This is a genomic window from Alistipes indistinctus YIT 12060 (assembly GCF_025144995.1).
Lineage (GTDB): Bacteria > Bacteroidota > Bacteroidia > Bacteroidales > Rikenellaceae > Alistipes_A > Alistipes_A indistinctus.
The window spans coordinates 1,334,917-1,352,181 of the sequence record NZ_CP102250.1 but is presented as its reverse complement, the minus strand read 5'-3'; the positions used below and the strand labels follow the sequence as shown (position 1 = coordinate 1,352,181).

Below are 17,265 nucleotides of genomic sequence, written 5' to 3'. Positions count from 1 at the left end.
ATTTGAGTCAGGAACTTTACGATAAATCAGAGTGATCTGGTATAGATTTAGGTGGTTATAGCAATGGGGTTCCACCTCTTCCCATTCCGAACAGAGAAGTTAAGCCCATTCACGCCGATGGTACTGCAGTTTTTGTGGGAGAGTAGGTAACCGCCACTTTAAGGAGCGATTCGAAAGAATCGCTCCTTTTTTGTTTTAGAAGGCGGCCGATGTGGCGGCAACATTCCCGGCTTGTGCCTTTTATGCTTTTTAATCGATTTATCCGCGAATTTTATTGCGAATTGCAGCATTTCACTTAGAAAATCGTACCTTTGCGTCGTTTTCCTTATGGTTTAAGGGCCGTTTATTTTAACTTTTCGTACAGCCGATGTCAGTTCCGCAGTTTGTACCCACAGCCGATAATTTGTATGTAATCTCCTATCCTGAGCGCACGGCGAAGGAGTACGATTTTCAGAGCTTATTATCCCAGTCAAAGACATGTGAACGCAACGGTGAGGTGGAAAGAGCCTGCAACCTCCGTTATGATGGTGTTAAAAGGCTGATAGATCTGTTGCCGGATGAGGATGAGATTGTACTCGATTGGGAAGTCGAGGAAAATCAGGACATTTTGAAATTATTGCGCGGTTCGGCAATCGATCATTTTCTGGTAGGGGATTTCGATATGGCGGCAGGGCTGATGGAGATGACCCTCGACATGGACCCCGAAGATCATTTGGAAACAACCAAACTGTTGGCCTACTGTTATGTGGCATTGGCTGAATATGAGCTTTTCGACGAGATCGTCAATGATATCAGCGATAAATATCCGGAAAAAGAGATTCTGAAAATGTGGAGTGAATATCGTCAGACGAATGTTATTCCCGCTGGCGAGTTGATTCATTTCAAACGTAACTTCCCCGTTTTTTATGCCGAGTTTACCGCTGAAGAACATCTTGTGTCTGACGAATATCTGAATGATATCGAAAGCGAGCATCCGAGCCGCGAATCTCAGGCCCGTGAGCTGTGGTTGCAAACCGAACATTTATGGACCCAATTCCCCGGCTTTATTGAAGCCCTGCAAAGTAATTGATCATGTATCCGTGGGGTGACGAGCGGCGTTACAACAGCTATTCGGGTTATTTCCGCCGTACGTTCGGCTCGCGTATCCAGAAATTGTCGGTCAATGCCGGCTTTAGCTGTCCCAATCGGGACGGAACGCTCAGTTACGGCGGCTGTACTTTTTGCAGTAATGAAGCCTTTACCCCTTCCTATTGCCGGCCTGGCAAAAGTGTCCGGCAGCAGTTGCAGGAGGGTATTGAATTTCACAGGAACCGTTACCGGCAGGCTGATCGTTATCTTGCCTATTTCCAGTCTTTTTCCAATACCTATGCACCGCTTGATCGGCTGAAAACTGTTTTTGCGGAAGCCTTTGAATTGCCCGAAGTGGCAGGGATTATTGTCGGCACCCGTCCTGATTGCATTGACGGGCGGAAGTTGGATTATCTCGCTGAGTTGGCGCAGCGGTACTATGTGACGATCGAGTACGGGATCGAATCGTGCTATGATAAGACATTGCAGGAGATAAACCGGGGACATGATTTCGATTGCGCACTGCGGGCCGTCGAAGCGACAGCTGCCCGGGGCATTCCGGTCGGTGCGCATTTTATTCTGGGATTACCCGGCGAAACCCGTGCGATGATGCAGGACCAAGTCGGACGGATCAATGCCTTGCCGTTGACGACGGTAAAATTCCACCAGCTTCAGATTTTTAAAGGAACCCGGATGGCCGAAATGTATCGGGAACATCCGGCTGATTTTCAATTCTTCGGGGTAGATGAATATATCGATTTTGTAATCGACCTGTTGGAACGGATAAGGCCCGATCTGGTGTTGGAACGTTTTGCCAGCGAGGCTCCGCCACGTTATCAGGCCGGACCGACCTGGGGGTTGATCCGTAACGAGCAGTTGTGGAGCCGATTCGAGTGTCGGCTCCGGGAACGCGATACTTTTCAGGGCGCTTTGTTTCGTTAAAGTAGATTCTTGCTTCGTTGCGACTGCGGCTTCTCTCATGAGTGGGTATCGGCCGGTCTTGCGGTTGCCGTGTAATATCGTATCTTTTAAGGATTTTTTTATCCCGACTCACAACCTATGTTTGGAATATTTTACGGTTGTGAAATTTTTCGGATATAGTTTTTTTTGATATATTTGTAATTCTTGTATAAGAAAAAGCTGGCTTATGACGATAATTCAACTGGAGTACCTGTTGGCAGTAGCCAATCACGGCAGTTTTTCACAGGCCGCCGAGAAATGCTTTGTAACCCAGCCTTCACTGAGTATGCAGGTCAAAAACCTGGAAGAGGAACTTGGGGTTATCCTACTGGACCGAAGTAAAAAACCGGTCATTCCGACCGAAGCGGGAACGCTCGTGTTGAATCAGGCCCGCGAGGCTGTGATGGCATTCCGCAGGGTTACCGAAGCGGTCAATGACCTGAAAGGCGAAGTTTCCGGGCTACTGCGTTTGGGAGTGATTCCGACCATTGCCCCCTACCTGCTGCACCGTTTTGTCCCTGAGTTTACTCGTAAGTACCCCAAGGTCGAGTTACAGATCAAAGAGATGGTAACGTCCGATATCGTTGCCGCGCTGAACCGGGATATGCTCGATGCCGCGATTCTGGCAGGAGGTACCTCCCCCGGCGAAATTATCGAGGAGGAGTTGTTCGACGACCGGTTTTACGCCTATGTCTCGCCGATGCATCCGTTGTACGAGCGCAGTAACATTCGCATCGAGGACATCGATGTGAAACATTTGTTGTTGCTTTCCGAAGGCAATTGCCTCCGCGATCAGGTGCTCGAACTGTGCCAGGCCCGGCGGCGGGTCCCGGCCCAGTATGCTTTTGAGAGCGGCTCCCTGGATACGCTGATGCGTATTGTGGATAATACGGCCAATATGACGATCATACCCGAGTTGGCACTGGATTTCATTCCCAAGGAGAAGCATTCGCAGATCAAGACGCTGGCCAAAGGCGCCACTTCGCGTAAGATCACGATCGCCGTGCGCCGGACGTACGTCAAACGTTCGCTGATATCCGCACTCAAGGAATCGATTATCGGAGCTTCGAAATAGTAATATTTGCAGGATATTTGCACTAAAGGGGCTGCTGCCCCGCAGGATTCATATCTTTTTAGTATCTTTATCGCCTTAAAACGGACAACAATTTATGAGTGAACTGATCGAAACGATTGCACGAGCTATACAGGATAAGAAAGCCAAAAATATCGTATCGCTGGACCTGAGTGCGTTTGACGGCGCTGTTTGTCCGGCGTTCGTCATTTGCAATGCCGACTCCACGACACAGGTCGAGGCGATTGCCCGGGGGGTCGAAGAGCAGGTGCTCGAGAAGCTCGGGGAGAAAGTATGGCGGGTCGAAGGGCTGAACAATGGCGTTTGGGTCGTGATGGATTACGGCGATGTGCTGGTACATATCTTTCAGACCGAATTGCGCGATTTTTACAAACTCGATGAGCTGTGGGCCGACGCTCCTGCTACGCATTATGCTTCGGAAGAGTAGGGCGATTCCGGATAGTGTGGCTCAGAATGTAATATAGGTGAACGGTTTATCGTTGTAAAAAGGTAAAACTGAACCGCAAAAGAGAAAAACATGAAATTAAATTCCAATAACAATATCTCCCCCAATCTGGGCGGCAAACGTCCCCGCTTCAATATCTATTGGGTGTGGGCCCTGATTGCCGTCCTTCTGGTTGGATGGAGCCTGATGGGGAGTAGCGATGTAGCCCAGAAGACCAACTGGGATAATGTCAAAGTGATGATCGAGAAGGGCGATGTCCAGAAGATCGATATCATCAACAAGGAGAGCGCCGAAGTCTTTCTCAAGCCGGACAAGGTGGATGCCTATGCCGAGCAGAAAGAGTACAAAGGTTTGCCCAAGCAGGGACCGCAGTTCGTGTTCAACATCGGTTCGCTGGACTATTTCCAGAGCGATTTCGAAAGCACGCTGACCCAATACAAGCAAAATGTACCGCTCAGTTTCGAATCGCGGCGCAATATGTGGACCGACCTGTTGACCGGGATTCTTCCCTGGATCCTGATCATCGGCGTCTGGATCTTCATCATGCGCAGTATGTCGCGCGGCCAGGGTGGCGGTCAGGGCGGGATTTTCAACGTCGGGAAAGCCAAAGCCCAGGTGTTCGACAAGGATTCGTCCGTTAATATCACTTTTAAGGATGTTGCCGGTTTGGAAGAGGCCAAAGTCGAAATCATGGAGATCGTCGATTTCCTGAAAAACCCGAATAAATATAAGGAACTGGGCGGTAAGATTCCGAAAGGGGCTTTGCTCGTCGGCCCTCCGGGAACCGGTAAGACCATGTTGGCCAAGGCTGTTGCCGGTGAAGCGAACGTGCCGTTCTTTTCGATCAGCGGTTCCGACTTCGTCGAGATGTTCGTCGGCGTCGGGGCTTCGCGTGTACGCGACCTGTTCCGCCAGGCCAAGGAAAAAGCTCCTTGCATCGTCTTTATCGACGAGATCGATGCGATCGGCCGTGCCCGGGGTAAAAACGTGGGTTTTTCGTCGAACGACGAGCGGGAAAATACCCTGAACCAGTTGCTTACCGAGATGGACGGTTTCGGAACGAATGCAGGGGTGATCGTGCTCGCTGCGACGAACCGGGCCGATATCCTCGACAAAGCGTTGATGCGTGCCGGACGTTTCGACCGGCAGATCAATGTCGAATTGCCCGACCTGAAAGAGCGCGCTGAAATTTTCGACGTGCACCTGAAGAACCTGAAGCTCGATCCGAACCTTGACCGCGAGTTCCTGGCCAAGCAGACCCCGGGCTTTTCCGGAGCCGATATAGCTAATGTCTGCAACGAAGCGGCGTTGATCGCTGCGCGCAATAACAAGAAACAGATCGAGAAAGATGATTTCCTCAGTGCGATCGACCGCATCGTGGGCGGTCTCGAACGCCGCAACAAAATCATTACTCCGACCGAGAAACGCACGATCGCTTACCATGAGGCGGGCCATGCGACGGTCAGCTGGGTGCTCGAGCATGCCAATCCGCTGATCAAAGTGACGATTATTCCGCGCGGTAAAGCGTTGGGAGCTGCCTGGTACCTGCCCGAAGAGCGGCAGATTACGACCAAAGAGCAGCTGCTCGATGAGATGGCCTCCATTTTGGGCGGCCGTGCTTCCGAGCAGATGAATTTCGGCAAAGTCTCGACCGGTGCGCTGAACGACCTGGAGCGGGTGACCAAGCAGGCCTACGCTATGGTTGCATACTACGGTATGAGCGACCACATCGGCAACCTGAGTTTTTACGACTCCTCGGGCCAGAGCGATATGACGCTGACCAAACCTTACAGCGAGCGCACAGCCCAGGAAATCGACACGGAGGCGAAGGCTTTGGTGGACAGTGCTTACCAGCGTGCGCTCGACACGTTGCAGGCCCATCGGGAGGGATTGACCCGGCTGGCCGAATTGTTGCTCGAACGCGAAGTGATTTTCGCCGAGGATTTGGAAAAGATTTTCGGCAAACGCAAAGGCGAATTGCGCAAAGAGATGGAGATCGAGGTCGATGAGTCGTTTGACGAAACCGAACAGTAACCGAAAGAAAGCGTGGACAGAAATCTCCTGATTCGGACGCTCAGCGGGGCGGTGATGCTGGCAGTGGTGCTGGGGGCGGTGCTCGCTTCCCCGTACTCGATGGCCCTTTTGTTCATCGCAGTTGCTGCCGGATCGATGCTTGAATTTTATAAAATCGCGCGTTTGACCGGTGCGGCTCCTTTGCAGGTTTATCCCACCGTAATCGGCGTGTTGTTGGTTGCTGCGGCATTTGCCGTAGCCGCCGGATTGATCGGCACAGCGGCGCTGTTATACGTGTTGCCGTTGGTGTGCGGACTGTTTATCGCCGAATTGTATCGCAAAAGCACAACGCCCCTGACTAATGTCGCGTGGGCGGTGGCCGGTATCGTTTATGTGGCGGTGCCGCTCGCATTACTTGTGGTTTTACCTTGTGTCGGTGTTCCTGGCGGCGGTTTCGTTTACCGGCCGCTCGTCGTGCTGAGCGTGATATTTATCGTTTGGGCCAACGATGTAGGGGCCTATTTGGTCGGCCGCGTGTTCGGCCGGCACAGGCTTTTCGAGCGCATTTCCCCGAAAAAATCCTGGGAAGGATTCTTCGGAGGCGTGGTCTCTGCGGTTGCTGTCGGAGCCTTGATGGGTTGGTGGCAGGATGCTTCGCCGGTGCTGTGGGCCGGTGCCGGACTGGTCATCTCGGTTAGCGGCGTGTACGGCGATCTGGTCGAGTCGATGCTGAAACGCTCGGTGAACCTGAAGGATTCGGGTCACATCATTCCGGGCCACGGCGGGTTGCTCGACCGCTTCGATGCGTTGTTGCTGGCGGTGCCGTTTGCATTTGTATATTTGGTTATATTCGCTTGATAAAGAACACTACACCCAATACTCTGTACGGATGAAAATTCATAAGGAGGGATATTCCATCATTTTGGTTACAATGGCGTTGGCAGTTTTCATTACGACTGTCTGCGCATGGCTCCTGCCGCCGCTTGCCGCATGGATCGTGGCCGGTGCCGCTGCGTTGTTCGTCCTGTTCGTCACTTCGTTTTTCCGTTCTCCTTCCCGCATACGAATCGAGGATCCTGAGACCGTATTCGCTCCGGCCGACGGTACGGTCGTCGTGGTCGAAGAGGTGACCGAAAACGAATATTTCAACGACCGGCGCCTGCTCGTGTCCGTGTTCATGTCGTTGAGCAACGTGCACATCAACTGGTTTCCGGTGGGCGGCCGGATCGAATATTTCCGTCATCATCAGGGACGTTTCCTGGTGGCCTGGCATCCCAAATCCTCGGAGGAGAACGAACGTACCACGACTGTCGTGGATATGGGCGGTTGCAAGGTGCTTTTCCGCCAGATTGCGGGACTGATTGCACGCCGTATCGTCTCTTATGCGCGTGTAGGCGAGGTCGCCGGGCAGAATACGCAGTGCGGATTTATCAAGTTCGGCTCGCGCGTGGATGTGTATCTGCCTTTGGGTACAGAAGTGCTGGTAAAACTCGGCGACAAGGTGACCGGTTCCCAAACCCCGATCGCCCGGCTGAAATAATCCGTTTGTATCTGCCGCGATATTTTAACGTTCCCTGAAGAGGGAACGTTTTTTTTCGTACATTTGAACATGTCCAAATTGCAGCGTTATATCGTGGCAGCGGTGATCACGGCGGTGGTCGTGTTCCTGGTTTGGTATTTCAGCAATGTCGTCACGTACATCCTGATCGCTGCCGTATTGGCGATCATCGGAAAACCGTTGACCGACCTGTTGACGGGCCTGCACCTGGGCCGTTCGAAAATCAGGATTCCCAAGGCTGTCGCGGCACTGCTGACACTGATTGTCATTTGGCTGGTTGTCGTGGGCCTCTTCTGGCTCTTTGTTCCGATCCTGTTCCAGAAGCTCAATCAGTTTTCGTCGTTGAACATATCCCAGATCGTCGCTTCGTTCCAGGGGCCGCTGGTATCGCTGGAGCACATGATCGAAAAGGTTTTTTCGATTCCGGACAACGAGTTCTCGCTGGCCGACGCGATTGCCGGACAGATCCGGCCGTTGCTGAACATCAATCTGATCAACAACCTCCTTTCGTCGATCGTCGGAACTATCGGAAGTCTGCTGATCGCGATTTTTTCTATTTCGTTCATCACCTTTTTCTTCCTCAAGGAGAGCACTCTCTTTTACGACATGGTGATCATCATGTTTCCGAAAAAATACGAACAAAACATCTCCCGTGCGCTCGATTCGGTGACCAACCTGCTGATTCGTTACTTTACAGGAATCGTCTCCGAGTCCGGAATCATGACGGTGCTGGTGACGGTCGGCCTGCTGATTTTCGGCTTTTCGTGGCATGATGCGCTGATTATCGCGATGTTTGTCGGCGTGTTGAACGTGATTCCCTACCTCGGTCCGATCATCGGCATTGCGATCGGCATTTTCATCGGTGTGGTCGGTTCGACTTCCGACCTGAGCGTTTTCGCCCTGATGCTGCGTATCGCGGGAACGATTCTTTTCGCGCAGGGAGTGGATAACTTTATCCTGCAGCCGTTGCTCTATTCGAACCGGGCGAAGGCCCATCCGCTCGAGATTTTCCTCGTCATCCTGATTGCGGGGAGCATGGCCGGTGTCCTCGGCATGTTGTTGGCGATTCCCGCCTACAATGTGATTCGTGTCTTTGCAAAGGAGTTTTTCTACAACTTCCGGGTGGTGCAGAAACTTACCGAGAAAATCTGACAAAGATTTTAACCGATTACGATACCTGAACTATGAAGAAACTTGTGCAAACTCTTTGGGCCTGCAGCCTGCTGGCATGTGTCCCGGCGGTTTTCGCCGGTGAAGTGAAGACCACCAGTCCGGACGGCCGTCTCTCGGTTGTTGTTCAATATGGCGAAGGCGCGCCGCTGACCTGGCAGGTGCAGCGCGACGGGAGGCCCGTCGTCGGTGTGTCGCCCCTCGGATTGGTAATCGGCGGTAAAAATATCGCCGCAGGCGTCCGGTCCGCCGGAACCCCGGTACAGATGCGGATCGATGAGAGTTATCCGGTTTACGGTGTCCATGCCCAGGCTCGCAACCGCTGTAACGAGACGGTTATTCCCCTTCGTGGGGCCGGGATCGGCTATGAACTGATCGTTCGCAGTTATGACGATGGGGCGGCGGTTCGTTACCGGATCGCTTCGAAGCGGAAACTTCGCCTCGATCGAGAGCTGACAGCATGGAATCTGCCTGCCACGGCTCACTGTTTCTGGGCGCCTTATTCGATCGACTACGAAAGCCTGCATCAGGAGTCTGTGTTTCAGAATATTCCCGCAGGAGAAGCATTGGTCAATCCGCTGACGGCGGTTGTAGGCAACGGTTATGTGGCTGTCGGCGAAGCCGACTGCCGGACTTTTGCCGATATGGGCCTTGTGCGCGAAGGGAACCTGATCCGGGTCTGTTTCCCGGCCAGTCCTGAAGGCTGGACCGTCGAAGGGGAATTGCTCTCCCCGTGGCGTGCGGCTATCGTGGCAGACGATCTGAACGGATTGGTCAACAGCGACCTGCTGACCAATCTTTGCCCTGCGCCCGATCCTTCCCGCAATTTTGACTGGGTGAAGCCGGGCCGAGTGCTTTGGCAGTGGTGGAGCAGCGAGGCCCCGAAGTTTGAAGAGCAGCAGGTTTGGTACGATGCCGCTGCACGCCTGGGCTGGGAGTATTACCTGATCGACGACGGTTGGCGTTTCTGGAAAGAGGGAGATAAAGATCAGTGGCAATGTTTGAAAGAGGTGATCGATTACGGCAAGTCGAAAGGCGTACAGAGCGTCATTTGGGTCGATTCGAAAGAGATGCGGACACGCGCCGAAATCCACGACTATCTGGCTAAGGTTAAGGAAGCCGGTGCGGTCGGGATCAAGATCGACTTTATCCCGGCGCCTACTCCCGAAATTATGCGCTGGTATCAGGATGCGTTGGAGGAGACTTACGATTTGCAGTTGCTGTGCAATTTTCATGGTTGCGTAAAGCCTTCGGGTCTGCGGCGCACATGGCCCCATGAATTGACTCGTGAAGCGGTCAGGGGGCACGAATTCCACATCAGCCGTTATGACCGCGTGATGCCGATGAATCAGGAGGCGATAAAGCCGTTTACGCGCTTGCTGGCCGGCCCGGCCGACTTTACACCGACGGCGTTCGTACCGTCCGAATTGCTCGGTTATACATGGCCGCACGAACTGGCGCAGGCGATTGTTTATACCTCGCCGCTGACGCATTTTGCCGATAGTTACAAATGGTATCTCAATTCTCCGGTCGAGGATTTGTTGCGCGATATGCCGGTGGTATGGGACGAGACGATTGTGCTGCCTTTTTCCGAGATCGGCCGGGTGGCGGGTTTTGTGCGCCGTCATGGCAATGAATACTGGATTGGCGTGGTCAACGGCGAGGATGCCCGGACGGTTAGTTTCGACCTCGGTTTTTTACAGGGCCGTGCATTGGCTACGGTGATTTCCGATCGTCCGGAAGCCGACGATGCACTCGTCCGCGAGGAGAAAATCGTGGACCGGGGAGAAACGATCACCGTTTCGTTGCGCAAAGGAGGCGGTTATGTGATGCGGCTGAGGAGTATCGATTAGTTTATTTCATTTCATTTCATTTCATGAATTGTAATAGTATCTGTGTATTTGGCCGTAGGTACCGATCTCTGGAATACCGGGCATGAGCGGCTTTCCCACTGACACCGCGAGGGCCCATAATGTATAGAATATATAGAATAAGCGGGACAGCTGTGTCAGTTGTCCCGCTTATCGTTATGGATGATTTTGATCGCTTTCCCGTTTCCCAATTTGTTCCTTTTACTCCCTGTTTGTTTTGTATGTCCCCGGTTTTCTGCTTTCGGTTCCCAGTTCCCATTTTCCAGTTCCGGGATAACATTCCAGTATACCCCTCCGGATGCCTTCAATCCGTCTTGTTTTGCCTAAATATCGCTTAATTCCAGCCAACGCATCGATGCCTCGTCGATTTGTTCGATCAGTTCCGATATACGCAGTGATTTTGCGGTCAGTTCGTCAATCGGCAATGTGCCGCTGCTCATTTCGGTTTCGAGTGCGGCTTTTTCGGCTTCCAGTTCCGGGATCTGCCTTTCGAGTTGTTCCAGCTCGCGTTTTTCGTTGAACGAGAGTTTTCTTTTTTGCACATTCCTGTTGCCTGTGGCGGGAGAGCCTGACGGAGTTCCTGGCGATGACGCTGGAGATGCATGCGCTACGGGGGCATTGGCACCGCCGGTGTTTCCATGACCCGGTCTTTGTCCGGATACTTTGCCTTTCGCAGTACCAGGTCCCGCTTGTGCGGTTTGTCCCTGCTCTTCCGACTCTTTGAGCTCTTTCCATTCGAGGTAGCGGCTGTAACCTGCCGGGAAATCCTTGAGTTTGCCGTCGCCTTCGAAGACGAGCAGGTGATCGGCAACCTTATCCATGAAGTAGCGGTCGTGCGACACGACGATCAGACAGCCCGAGTAGGATTGCAGGTACTCTTCAAGCACCTGCAGCGTCAGGATGTCGAGGTCGTTGGTCGGCTCGTCGAGCACCAGGAAATTCGGATTGCGCATCAGGATCGTGCAGAGGTAGAGCCTGCGCCGCTCACCGCCGCTGAGTTTCGCAACGAAGTTGTATTGGGTTTGCGGCGTGAATAGGAAATATTGCAGGAATTGCGATGCACTCATCTTCCGTCCGTCGCTCAGTTCGATGTTTTCGGCAATCTCGTTCACAACGTCGATTACTTTGGCTTTTTCATCGAAAGCGATACCCTCCTGCGAATAGTAGCCGAACCGGACCGTCTCGCCTATGTCGATCGTGCCGCTGTCCGGCTGTACGAGTCCCATCAGCATCTTGATAAAGGTCGATTTCCCGGTGCCGTTGCCCCCGACGATCCCCATCTTTTCGTAGCGCGAAAAGGTGTACTCGAAGTTGTCGAGAATTACTTTCTCCCCAAATCGTTTCGAAAGTCCGCGCACTTCGAAAATTTTCTTGCCGATGTAAGAAGCTTTCACATCGAGCCGGACATCACCGGTTTCGCGCTCTTTGCGCAGCCGTTCTTCCAGTTCGTAAAACGATTCGATCCGGGCACGCGCTTTCGTCGCGCGGGCCTGTGGCTGGCGGCGCATCCAATCGAGCTCCTTGCGGTAGAGGTTTCGGTCGCTTTCGCGCTGTGCTTCCGCGGCGTCGAGCCGCTCCTGCCGCTTTTCGAGGTAATAGCTGTAGTTGCCCTTGTACGAATAGCTTTGGCGGTGGTCGATCTCGATAATCTCCGTGCAGACCCGGTCGAGAAAGTAACGGTCGTGCGTGACCATCAGCAGCGTCAGTTTCGTCCGCGAGAGATACTCTTCCAGCCAGCGTGTCATCTCCAGGTCGAGATGGTTTGTCGGCTCGTCGAGGATCAGCAGGTCAGGTTCCGTAATCAGCGCATTGGCCAGCGCGATCCGTTTGGTCTGGCCGCCCGAGAGATTTTCTGTCTGTTGGTCGAAAGCGGTGATGTTCAGCCGCGTGAGAATCTGCTTGACCCGTGATTCATAGGTCCAGGCATCGAGCCGGTCCATTTGCGCGATCGCCTCTTGCAATGTATGGTCGTCGTCGTTCTGCAGCCCGCTCCGCTGCACGGCCCGTTCATAATCGGCAATGGCGCGGATGACCGGCGAGTCGCTCAGGAAACAGGCTTCGAGAACGGTCGTTCCGGCCGGGAACTTCGGATCCTGCTCCAGATAGGCCACTTTCAGGTCCCGGCGAAAGGTGATCGTTCCCGAATCGTAGTCTTCCTCTCCTGCCAGAATATTCAGCAGGGTAGTTTTTCCCGTGCCGTTTTTTGCGATCAGCCCTACGCGCTGTCCCTCGCCGATGCCTAGCGAAAAATTTTCGAACAGCACCAGGTCGCCGAATGATTTGGTCAGCGATTCGATTTGCAGGCAAGGCGTCATAGGTCGGGATTTAGAAATTATAGGGGACAGGAATCTGTTTTAAGTCGGGCTATTATGCGGCCCGTTCGCCGGTAGCATCCATTCGGACTCTTCCTCGGATACATGTTGTTGCTGCGCGTGCCGATGCGTTCGATCCATCCCTGTTCTGTTCCGGCTCTCTGCCGTTGGTTCAGTGCTGAATCAGATCCCGGCGTACTAGTGTGATAGTACACTGGTATACTACAACACTAATACGCGAATGCCAAAAGCAGAAAGTTAAAGTGTTCGGATGCTCTGGTTTTCACTGCCTTGGTTTTGTGGGTTTTGTATTTCCCGGGAGGGTTCTTTCCGCATCTTCGCCGTTTCCGTATCTTGGGAGCGGGGTCAATACCGGTAAAAATCCGCTTTGTAAGGGCCTTCCACCGGCACGCCGATGTAGTCGGCCTGCTCCTGTGTCAGGCGCGTCAGGTGCACACCGAGGTATTCGAGGTGCAGACGCGCCACCTCTTCGTCGAGTTGCTTCGGCAGGCGGTATACCGCTGTATCCAGTTTTTTTGTCCACAATTCGATCTGCGCGAGGGTTTGGTTGCAGAACGAATTGCTCATCACGAACGACGGATGGCCGGTCGCACAGCCGAGGTTTACGAGGCGGCCTTCGGCCAGCACGAAGATCGCATGTCCGTCGGGGAAACTGTACTTGTCCACCTGCGGTTTGATTTCGGTTTTTACAATGCCCGGATAGGCTTCGAGGCCTGCCATCTGGATTTCGTCGTCGAAGTGGCCGATGTTGCAGACGATCGCCTGGTCGCGCATCCGCTCCATGTGCTCGACCCGGATGATGTCCCGGTTGCCGGTGGTCGTCACGTAGATATTGCCTTCCGGCAGTGCGTCTTCGACCGTTTTCACTTCGAAACCTTCCATCGAGGCTTGCAGCGCGCAGATCGGGTCGATTTCGGTGACGATCACCCGGGCTCCGTACGACCGCATACTCATTGCGCATCCTTTGCCCACGTCGCCGTAGCCGCAAACCACGACTACTTTTCCGGCGATCATTACATCCGTCGCGCGTTTGATACCGTCGGCCAACGATTCGCGGCAGCCGTACAGGTTGTCGAATTTACTTTTGGTCACCGAGTCGTTCACATTGATCGCGGGTACGAGCAGTTCGCCGCGCGCCTGCATCTGGTAAAGCCGGTGTACGCCGGTGGTGGTCTCCTCCGAAACCCCTTTCCATTCGGCTACGGTGCGGTGCCATTTGTCCGGGTCTTCTTTCAGCAGCGTGCGCAGCGTGTCGATAATGACCCGCTCTTCTTGGCTGCCAGGGGTTCCGTCGAGCGTCGAAGCGTCGTTCTCGGCTTTGTATCCTTTGTGGATCAGCAGGGTCGCGTCGCCGCCGTCGTCGACGATCAGGTTCGGGCCCTTGCCGCCGGGAAACGAAAGCGCCATCGCCGTGCACCACCAGTACTCTTCCAGCGATTCGCCCTTCCATGCGAATACCGGCACTCCGGTTGCGGCAATCGCCGCTGCGGCATGGTCCTGTGTCGAGAAGATGTTGCAACTGCACCAGCGGACGTCCGCACCCAACTCGACGAGCGTTTCGATCAGCACGGCGGTTTGGATGGTCATGTGCAGCGAGCCTGAGATCCGGGCGCCTTTGAGCGGCTTTTGCGCGCTGTACTTGCGGCGGATCGACATCAGTCCCGGCATCTCCTTTTCAGCCATTTCAATCTCCTTGCGGCCCCAGTCGGCCAGGCTGATGTCGGCGATTTTGTAGGGAATGTTCTGGTTGGTCAGCATGTTTCCAGTATTTTGATGATTTCTGTTTTATCCTGTTCGATCCGTTCGCGCAGTTCGTCGAGCGAAGCAAATTTCTGTTCCGGGCGCAGGAAAGCGACCAGCTCCACCGAGATAGTCCGTCCGTAGAGGTCGCCTGAAAAATCCAGCAGGTGCGCTTCCAGCAAGCGCTTTCCTCCGGTGGGAACCGTCGGGTTGTAGCCGATATTGACCAGTGCGCCGTAAGGCTTGCCGGTGAGGGCGACCCTTCCGGCGTACACGCCGTTAGCGATTTCCAACGATGGGTCGATAAGCAGGTTGGCGGTGGGGAACCCGAGGCTCCGGCCCAATTTTTTACCGTGGATGACGGTGCCGGTGATGATGCACTCCATGCGATTTGCCTTTGCAGAGAGCAAATGTAGCAAGAATTATCCACTTGTGAAAACGGTTTGTTTTTTGTACCTTGCTTCCCGTTTTCAACCCCCTGGATGCAATGAGCGCGGCCGAGCGAAAAAGCAAAAAAATCTATTATACGATGGGCGAGGTGTCGGAGATGTTCGACGTCAATCCGTCGTTGATCCGCTTTTGGGAGCAGAAGTTCGATATCCTCAAACCGGACAAGAACAAAAAAGGCAACCGGCTCTTTACACCCGCCGATATCGAGAACCTGAAACTGATTTACCACCTGGTCAAGGAGAATGGCATGACCCTCGCGGGGGCCCAGAAACGCATCAAACAGAACCGCGAGGGTCTCGGACGCGATTTGGAGATTGTAGACAGGTTGCAGCGTATTCGCGCGATGCTGCTCGAAGTGCGGCAGGAGTTGAAGGGGGCGGATGAGAATGTCGTCGAAATTTTCGTCGATCATCCGTCCGTGCCGGTTGAGGAACACGAAGCAGGGGGATTCCCGCTGTCCGGGATTTTGCCCGAAACGGGCGTAGCGGTCGGAGACCGGAACCGGGAAGAGGCCGGGACGGAGGGGAGTCGGGCAAGTGCTGTAGTTGCCGCCGGTTGCGCGGTTTCGAAATGGTCGGATACGCCCGGACCGTCTGTACCTTTCCGGTTGCAGGAGTTGTGGCCTGAAAATGAATATCCCAAATCGGAGTGTGCCCTCCTGGCGGAAACCGGGCCGGCTGCCGGGGGTGAGGCCGATGATGCGGATGCCGTGGCAGGATCGCTGGAGATGGCGGAGGCCGTGGTCGAAACGGAGGTTGAGATGTCCGGAAAACCGGAAGCCGGTGCTGTGGATGCCGTTCATGAGACGCCCCCTGCGGAACCGGTGCGTCCGCAGGTCGTCGAGCAGACGCTTTTTTAATCAGAAGACTTTTTAATCCAGAATGCTATGCCGGTAAAAGTGAAAGATGTCGCTGCGGCGATCGAAGCGTTCGCTCCGTTGTCGTTGCAGGAAGAGTACGATAACAGCGGACTGAATGTCGGTGATTACGAAGCCGGGGTGACGGGCGTACTGTTGTGCGTCGATGTGACCGAAAGTGTGATCGACGAGGCGCTTTCGCTGGATGCGAACCTGGTCGTTTCCCATCATCCGTTACTATTCCATCCGCTTCGGCAGTTGGTCGATGCCGATTTTACGCAGCGGATCGTGAGGCGGGCACTGCTCGCGGGAATTTCGCTGTATGCCGCGCACACCAATCTGGACAGTGCCGCCGGGGGCATGAGTTTCCGGCTCGGGAAACTGCTGGGGCTGACCGGTATGCGGGTGCTTTCGCCGCACCGAGACGGCGCGGAAACGGGCTTCGGTGTGGTCGGGGATTTACCGGAGGCGATACCTGTGAGCGGTTTTTTACAACAGATTAAGTCGGTGCTCCGCTGTGGGGCGATCCGTCATTCCGAGCTGTGCCGGGAGCAGGTGCGGCGGGTGGCGTTGGTGACCGGCGCCGGAGCTTCGATGCTCGGGGATGCCGTTGCGGCAGGTGCCGACATCTACCTGACGGCCGATATGAAATACAATGATTTTTATGCTCCCGACGGCCGTATCGTCGCTGTCGATGTGGGCCATTTCGAGAGTGAATATTGTGCAATCGGGTTGTTGCATGATATAATTACGAAAAAAATAGCTACTTTTGCAGTTCACGAGAGTGTGCATTCGGTTAATCCTGTAAATTATTTCATTTAAGCATATGGCAGTTTCAAGCAGAAAGAGCAGCGATGCCAACGATTTCTCGATGGAAGAGAAGATCGTCGCGCTGTACGAGCTTCAGAAAATCGATTCGAAGATCGACGAGATCAACAAACTGAAAGGCGAGCTTCCGTTGGAGGTTCAGGACCTGGAAGACGAGATCGCCGGCCTCGATACACGTATTGCCAACATTACGGCCGAAGTGGATGAGCTGAACAAAGCCACCAAGCAGTACAAGGATGCTATCGATCAGTCCAAAACGCTGATTGCCAAATACGAAGGACAGCAGGATAACGTCCGCAACAACCGGGAATTCGATGCCCTGTCCAAAGAGATCGAGTATCAGAAGCTCGAAATCGAACTGAGCGAGAAGCGCATTAAGGAGGCCGGGGTCGACGTCAAATTGAAAAAGAAGGCGATCGAGGATGCTCAGGAAGTGTTGGCCGAGCGCAAGGTTGATCTGGAGGCCAAACAGAAAGAGTTGGAAGGTATCGACCAGGAAACCTCCAAGGAGATGGAGGCGTTGACAGCCCAGTCCCAGAGAGCTGCTGCGAAGATCGACGACCGCCTGTTGGCAGCTTATAAGCGTATCCGCCATAATGTCCGAAATGGGTTGGCAGTCGTGACAGTCAAACGTGACGCCTGCGGCGGTTGCTACAACCGTATCCCGCCCCAGCGGCAGATGGATATCCGCATGAGCAAAAAGGTAATCGTTTGTGAATATTGCGGCCGTATTCTGGTTTCCAACCTGTTAGACGAGGAAGAGCAGCAGTAGGGGCCTTTGAGGAGGTACCAATCGTTGTGGAAAATTACACAAAGGGGTGCTGAGATGTGAAATTCGGCATCCCTTTTGATTTGGTGCTATATTGGAGGAATATGTCAG

The 17,265-nt window shown here is 53.8% G+C and carries 15 protein-coding genes and 1 rRNA gene; 13 read left to right on the top strand and 3 right to left on the bottom strand.

Going from position 1 to position 17,265, the window contains the following annotated elements; all coding sequences use genetic code 11:
• The first annotated feature begins 47 nt into the window (after positions 1 to 47).
• The 10 genes from rrf (at position 48) to NQ495_RS05720 (ending at position 10,160) form a co-directional block, all read left to right on the top strand.
• Positions 48 to 159: ribosomal RNA gene (gene rrf / locus NQ495_RS05765) — 5S ribosomal RNA — on the top strand.
• Between the two features lie 208 nt (positions 160 to 367).
• Positions 368 to 1,069, top strand: coding sequence for a hypothetical protein (locus NQ495_RS05760; RefSeq protein WP_009133900.1), 702 nt, complete (start codon positions 368 to 370; stop codon positions 1,067 to 1,069).
• Positions 1,070 to 1,071: 2 nt separating this feature from the next.
• Entirely contained in the window at positions 1,072 to 2,010 is a 939-nt protein-coding gene (locus tag NQ495_RS05755) for a TIGR01212 family radical SAM protein (protein ID WP_009133901.1), read from the top strand.
• Between the two features lie 205 nt (positions 2,011 to 2,215).
• Complete coding sequence (locus NQ495_RS05750) at positions 2,216 to 3,103, top strand: hydrogen peroxide-inducible genes activator (RefSeq protein ID WP_009133902.1); 888 nt, start codon at positions 2,216 to 2,218, stop codon at positions 3,101 to 3,103.
• A gap of 94 nt (positions 3,104 to 3,197) precedes the next feature.
• Positions 3,198 to 3,548 (top strand): ribosome silencing factor, encoded by a 351-nt coding sequence (gene rsfS / locus NQ495_RS05745; RefSeq protein WP_009133903.1) that lies wholly within the window; start codon positions 3,198 to 3,200, stop codon positions 3,546 to 3,548.
• A gap of 90 nt (positions 3,549 to 3,638) precedes the next feature.
• A complete protein-coding gene (gene ftsH / locus NQ495_RS05740) occupies positions 3,639 to 5,600 on the top strand; it encodes an ATP-dependent zinc metalloprotease FtsH (RefSeq protein WP_009133904.1) in 1,962 nt (653 codons plus the stop codon).
• Between the two features lie 12 nt (positions 5,601 to 5,612).
• Complete coding sequence (locus NQ495_RS05735; RefSeq protein ID WP_009133905.1) at positions 5,613 to 6,437, top strand: phosphatidate cytidylyltransferase; 825 nt, start codon at positions 5,613 to 5,615, stop codon at positions 6,435 to 6,437.
• A 31-nt stretch (positions 6,438 to 6,468) separates the two neighbouring features.
• Complete coding sequence (locus tag NQ495_RS05730) at positions 6,469 to 7,119, top strand: phosphatidylserine decarboxylase family protein (protein WP_009133906.1); 651 nt, start codon at positions 6,469 to 6,471, stop codon at positions 7,117 to 7,119.
• 69 nt (positions 7,120 to 7,188) lie between these two features.
• Complete coding sequence (locus tag NQ495_RS05725) at positions 7,189 to 8,289, top strand: AI-2E family transporter (RefSeq protein ID WP_009133907.1); 1,101 nt, start codon at positions 7,189 to 7,191, stop codon at positions 8,287 to 8,289.
• Between the two features lie 32 nt (positions 8,290 to 8,321).
• Positions 8,322 to 10,160, top strand: a complete 1,839-nt coding sequence (locus NQ495_RS05720; RefSeq protein WP_009133908.1) for a glycoside hydrolase family 97 protein — start codon at positions 8,322 to 8,324, stop codon at positions 10,158 to 10,160.
• Between the two features lie 341 nt (positions 10,161 to 10,501).
• On the opposite strand, the gene NQ495_RS05715 is transcribed toward NQ495_RS05720, so the two are convergent.
• The 3 genes from NQ495_RS05715 to NQ495_RS05705 all read right to left on the bottom strand — a co-directional run bounded on the left by NQ495_RS05715 (position 10,502) and on the right by NQ495_RS05705 (position 14,637).
• On the bottom strand, positions 10,502 to 12,493 hold the full coding sequence (locus tag NQ495_RS05715; protein ID WP_009133909.1) for an ABC-F family ATP-binding cassette domain-containing protein: 1,992 nt from the start codon (positions 12,491 to 12,493) through the stop codon (positions 10,502 to 10,504).
• 363 nt (positions 12,494 to 12,856) lie between these two features.
• A complete protein-coding gene (gene ahcY, locus NQ495_RS05710) occupies positions 12,857 to 14,269 on the bottom strand; it encodes an adenosylhomocysteinase (RefSeq protein WP_009133910.1) in 1,413 nt (470 codons plus the stop codon).
• Positions 14,263 to 14,637, bottom strand: coding sequence for a riboflavin kinase (locus tag NQ495_RS05705; protein WP_009133911.1), 375 nt, complete (start codon positions 14,635 to 14,637; stop codon positions 14,263 to 14,265). Before NQ495_RS05705 ends, ahcY begins: the two co-directional genes overlap by 7 nt.
• A gap of 101 nt (positions 14,638 to 14,738) precedes the next feature.
• On the opposite strand from NQ495_RS05705, the gene NQ495_RS11780 reads away from it, so the two are divergent.
• Genes NQ495_RS11780 through NQ495_RS05690 form a run of 3 tightly spaced genes read left to right on the top strand, consistent with a single transcriptional unit; the run spans position 14,739 to position 17,157 of the window.
• On the top strand, positions 14,739 to 15,560 hold the full coding sequence (locus NQ495_RS11780; RefSeq protein WP_083818333.1) for a MerR family transcriptional regulator: 822 nt from the start codon (positions 14,739 to 14,741) through the stop codon (positions 15,558 to 15,560).
• 27 nt (positions 15,561 to 15,587) lie between these two features.
• On the top strand, positions 15,588 to 16,379 hold the full coding sequence (locus tag NQ495_RS05695) for a Nif3-like dinuclear metal center hexameric protein (protein ID WP_009133913.1): 792 nt from the start codon (positions 15,588 to 15,590) through the stop codon (positions 16,377 to 16,379).
• A gap of 4 nt (positions 16,380 to 16,383) precedes the next feature.
• Positions 16,384 to 17,157 (top strand): zinc ribbon domain-containing protein, encoded by a 774-nt coding sequence (locus tag NQ495_RS05690; RefSeq protein ID WP_009133914.1) that lies wholly within the window; start codon positions 16,384 to 16,386, stop codon positions 17,155 to 17,157.
• Positions 17,158 to 17,265: the final 108 nt, after the last annotated feature.

Coding starts and splice junctions, on each gene's coding strand:
- NQ495_RS05760 (WP_009133900.1), top strand. CDS start 368: ATGTCAGTTCCGCAGTTTGTACCCACAGCCGATAATTTGTATGTAATC.
- NQ495_RS05755 (WP_009133901.1), top strand. CDS start 1,072: ATGTATCCGTGGGGTGACGAGCGGCGTTACAACAGCTATTCGGGTTAT.
- NQ495_RS05750 (WP_009133902.1), top strand. CDS start 2,216: ATGACGATAATTCAACTGGAGTACCTGTTGGCAGTAGCCAATCACGGC.
- rsfS (WP_009133903.1), top strand. CDS start 3,198: ATGAGTGAACTGATCGAAACGATTGCACGAGCTATACAGGATAAGAAA.
- ftsH (WP_009133904.1), top strand. CDS start 3,639: ATGAAATTAAATTCCAATAACAATATCTCCCCCAATCTGGGCGGCAAA.
- NQ495_RS05730 (WP_009133906.1), top strand. CDS start 6,469: ATGAAAATTCATAAGGAGGGATATTCCATCATTTTGGTTACAATGGCG.
- NQ495_RS05725 (WP_009133907.1), top strand. CDS start 7,189: ATGTCCAAATTGCAGCGTTATATCGTGGCAGCGGTGATCACGGCGGTG.
- NQ495_RS05720 (WP_009133908.1), top strand. CDS start 8,322: ATGAAGAAACTTGTGCAAACTCTTTGGGCCTGCAGCCTGCTGGCATGT.
- NQ495_RS05715 (WP_009133909.1), bottom strand. CDS start 12,493: ATGACGCCTTGCCTGCAAATCGAATCGCTGACCAAATCATTCGGCGAC.
- ahcY (WP_009133910.1), bottom strand. CDS start 14,269: ATGCTGACCAACCAGAACATTCCCTACAAAATCGCCGACATCAGCCTG.
- NQ495_RS05705 (WP_009133911.1), bottom strand. CDS start 14,637: ATGGAGTGCATCATCACCGGCACCGTCATCCACGGTAAAAAATTGGGC.
- NQ495_RS11780 (WP_083818333.1), top strand. CDS start 14,739: ATGAGCGCGGCCGAGCGAAAAAGCAAAAAAATCTATTATACGATGGGC.
- NQ495_RS05695 (WP_009133913.1), top strand. CDS start 15,588: ATGCCGGTAAAAGTGAAAGATGTCGCTGCGGCGATCGAAGCGTTCGCT.
- NQ495_RS05690 (WP_009133914.1), top strand. CDS start 16,384: ATGGCAGTTTCAAGCAGAAAGAGCAGCGATGCCAACGATTTCTCGATG.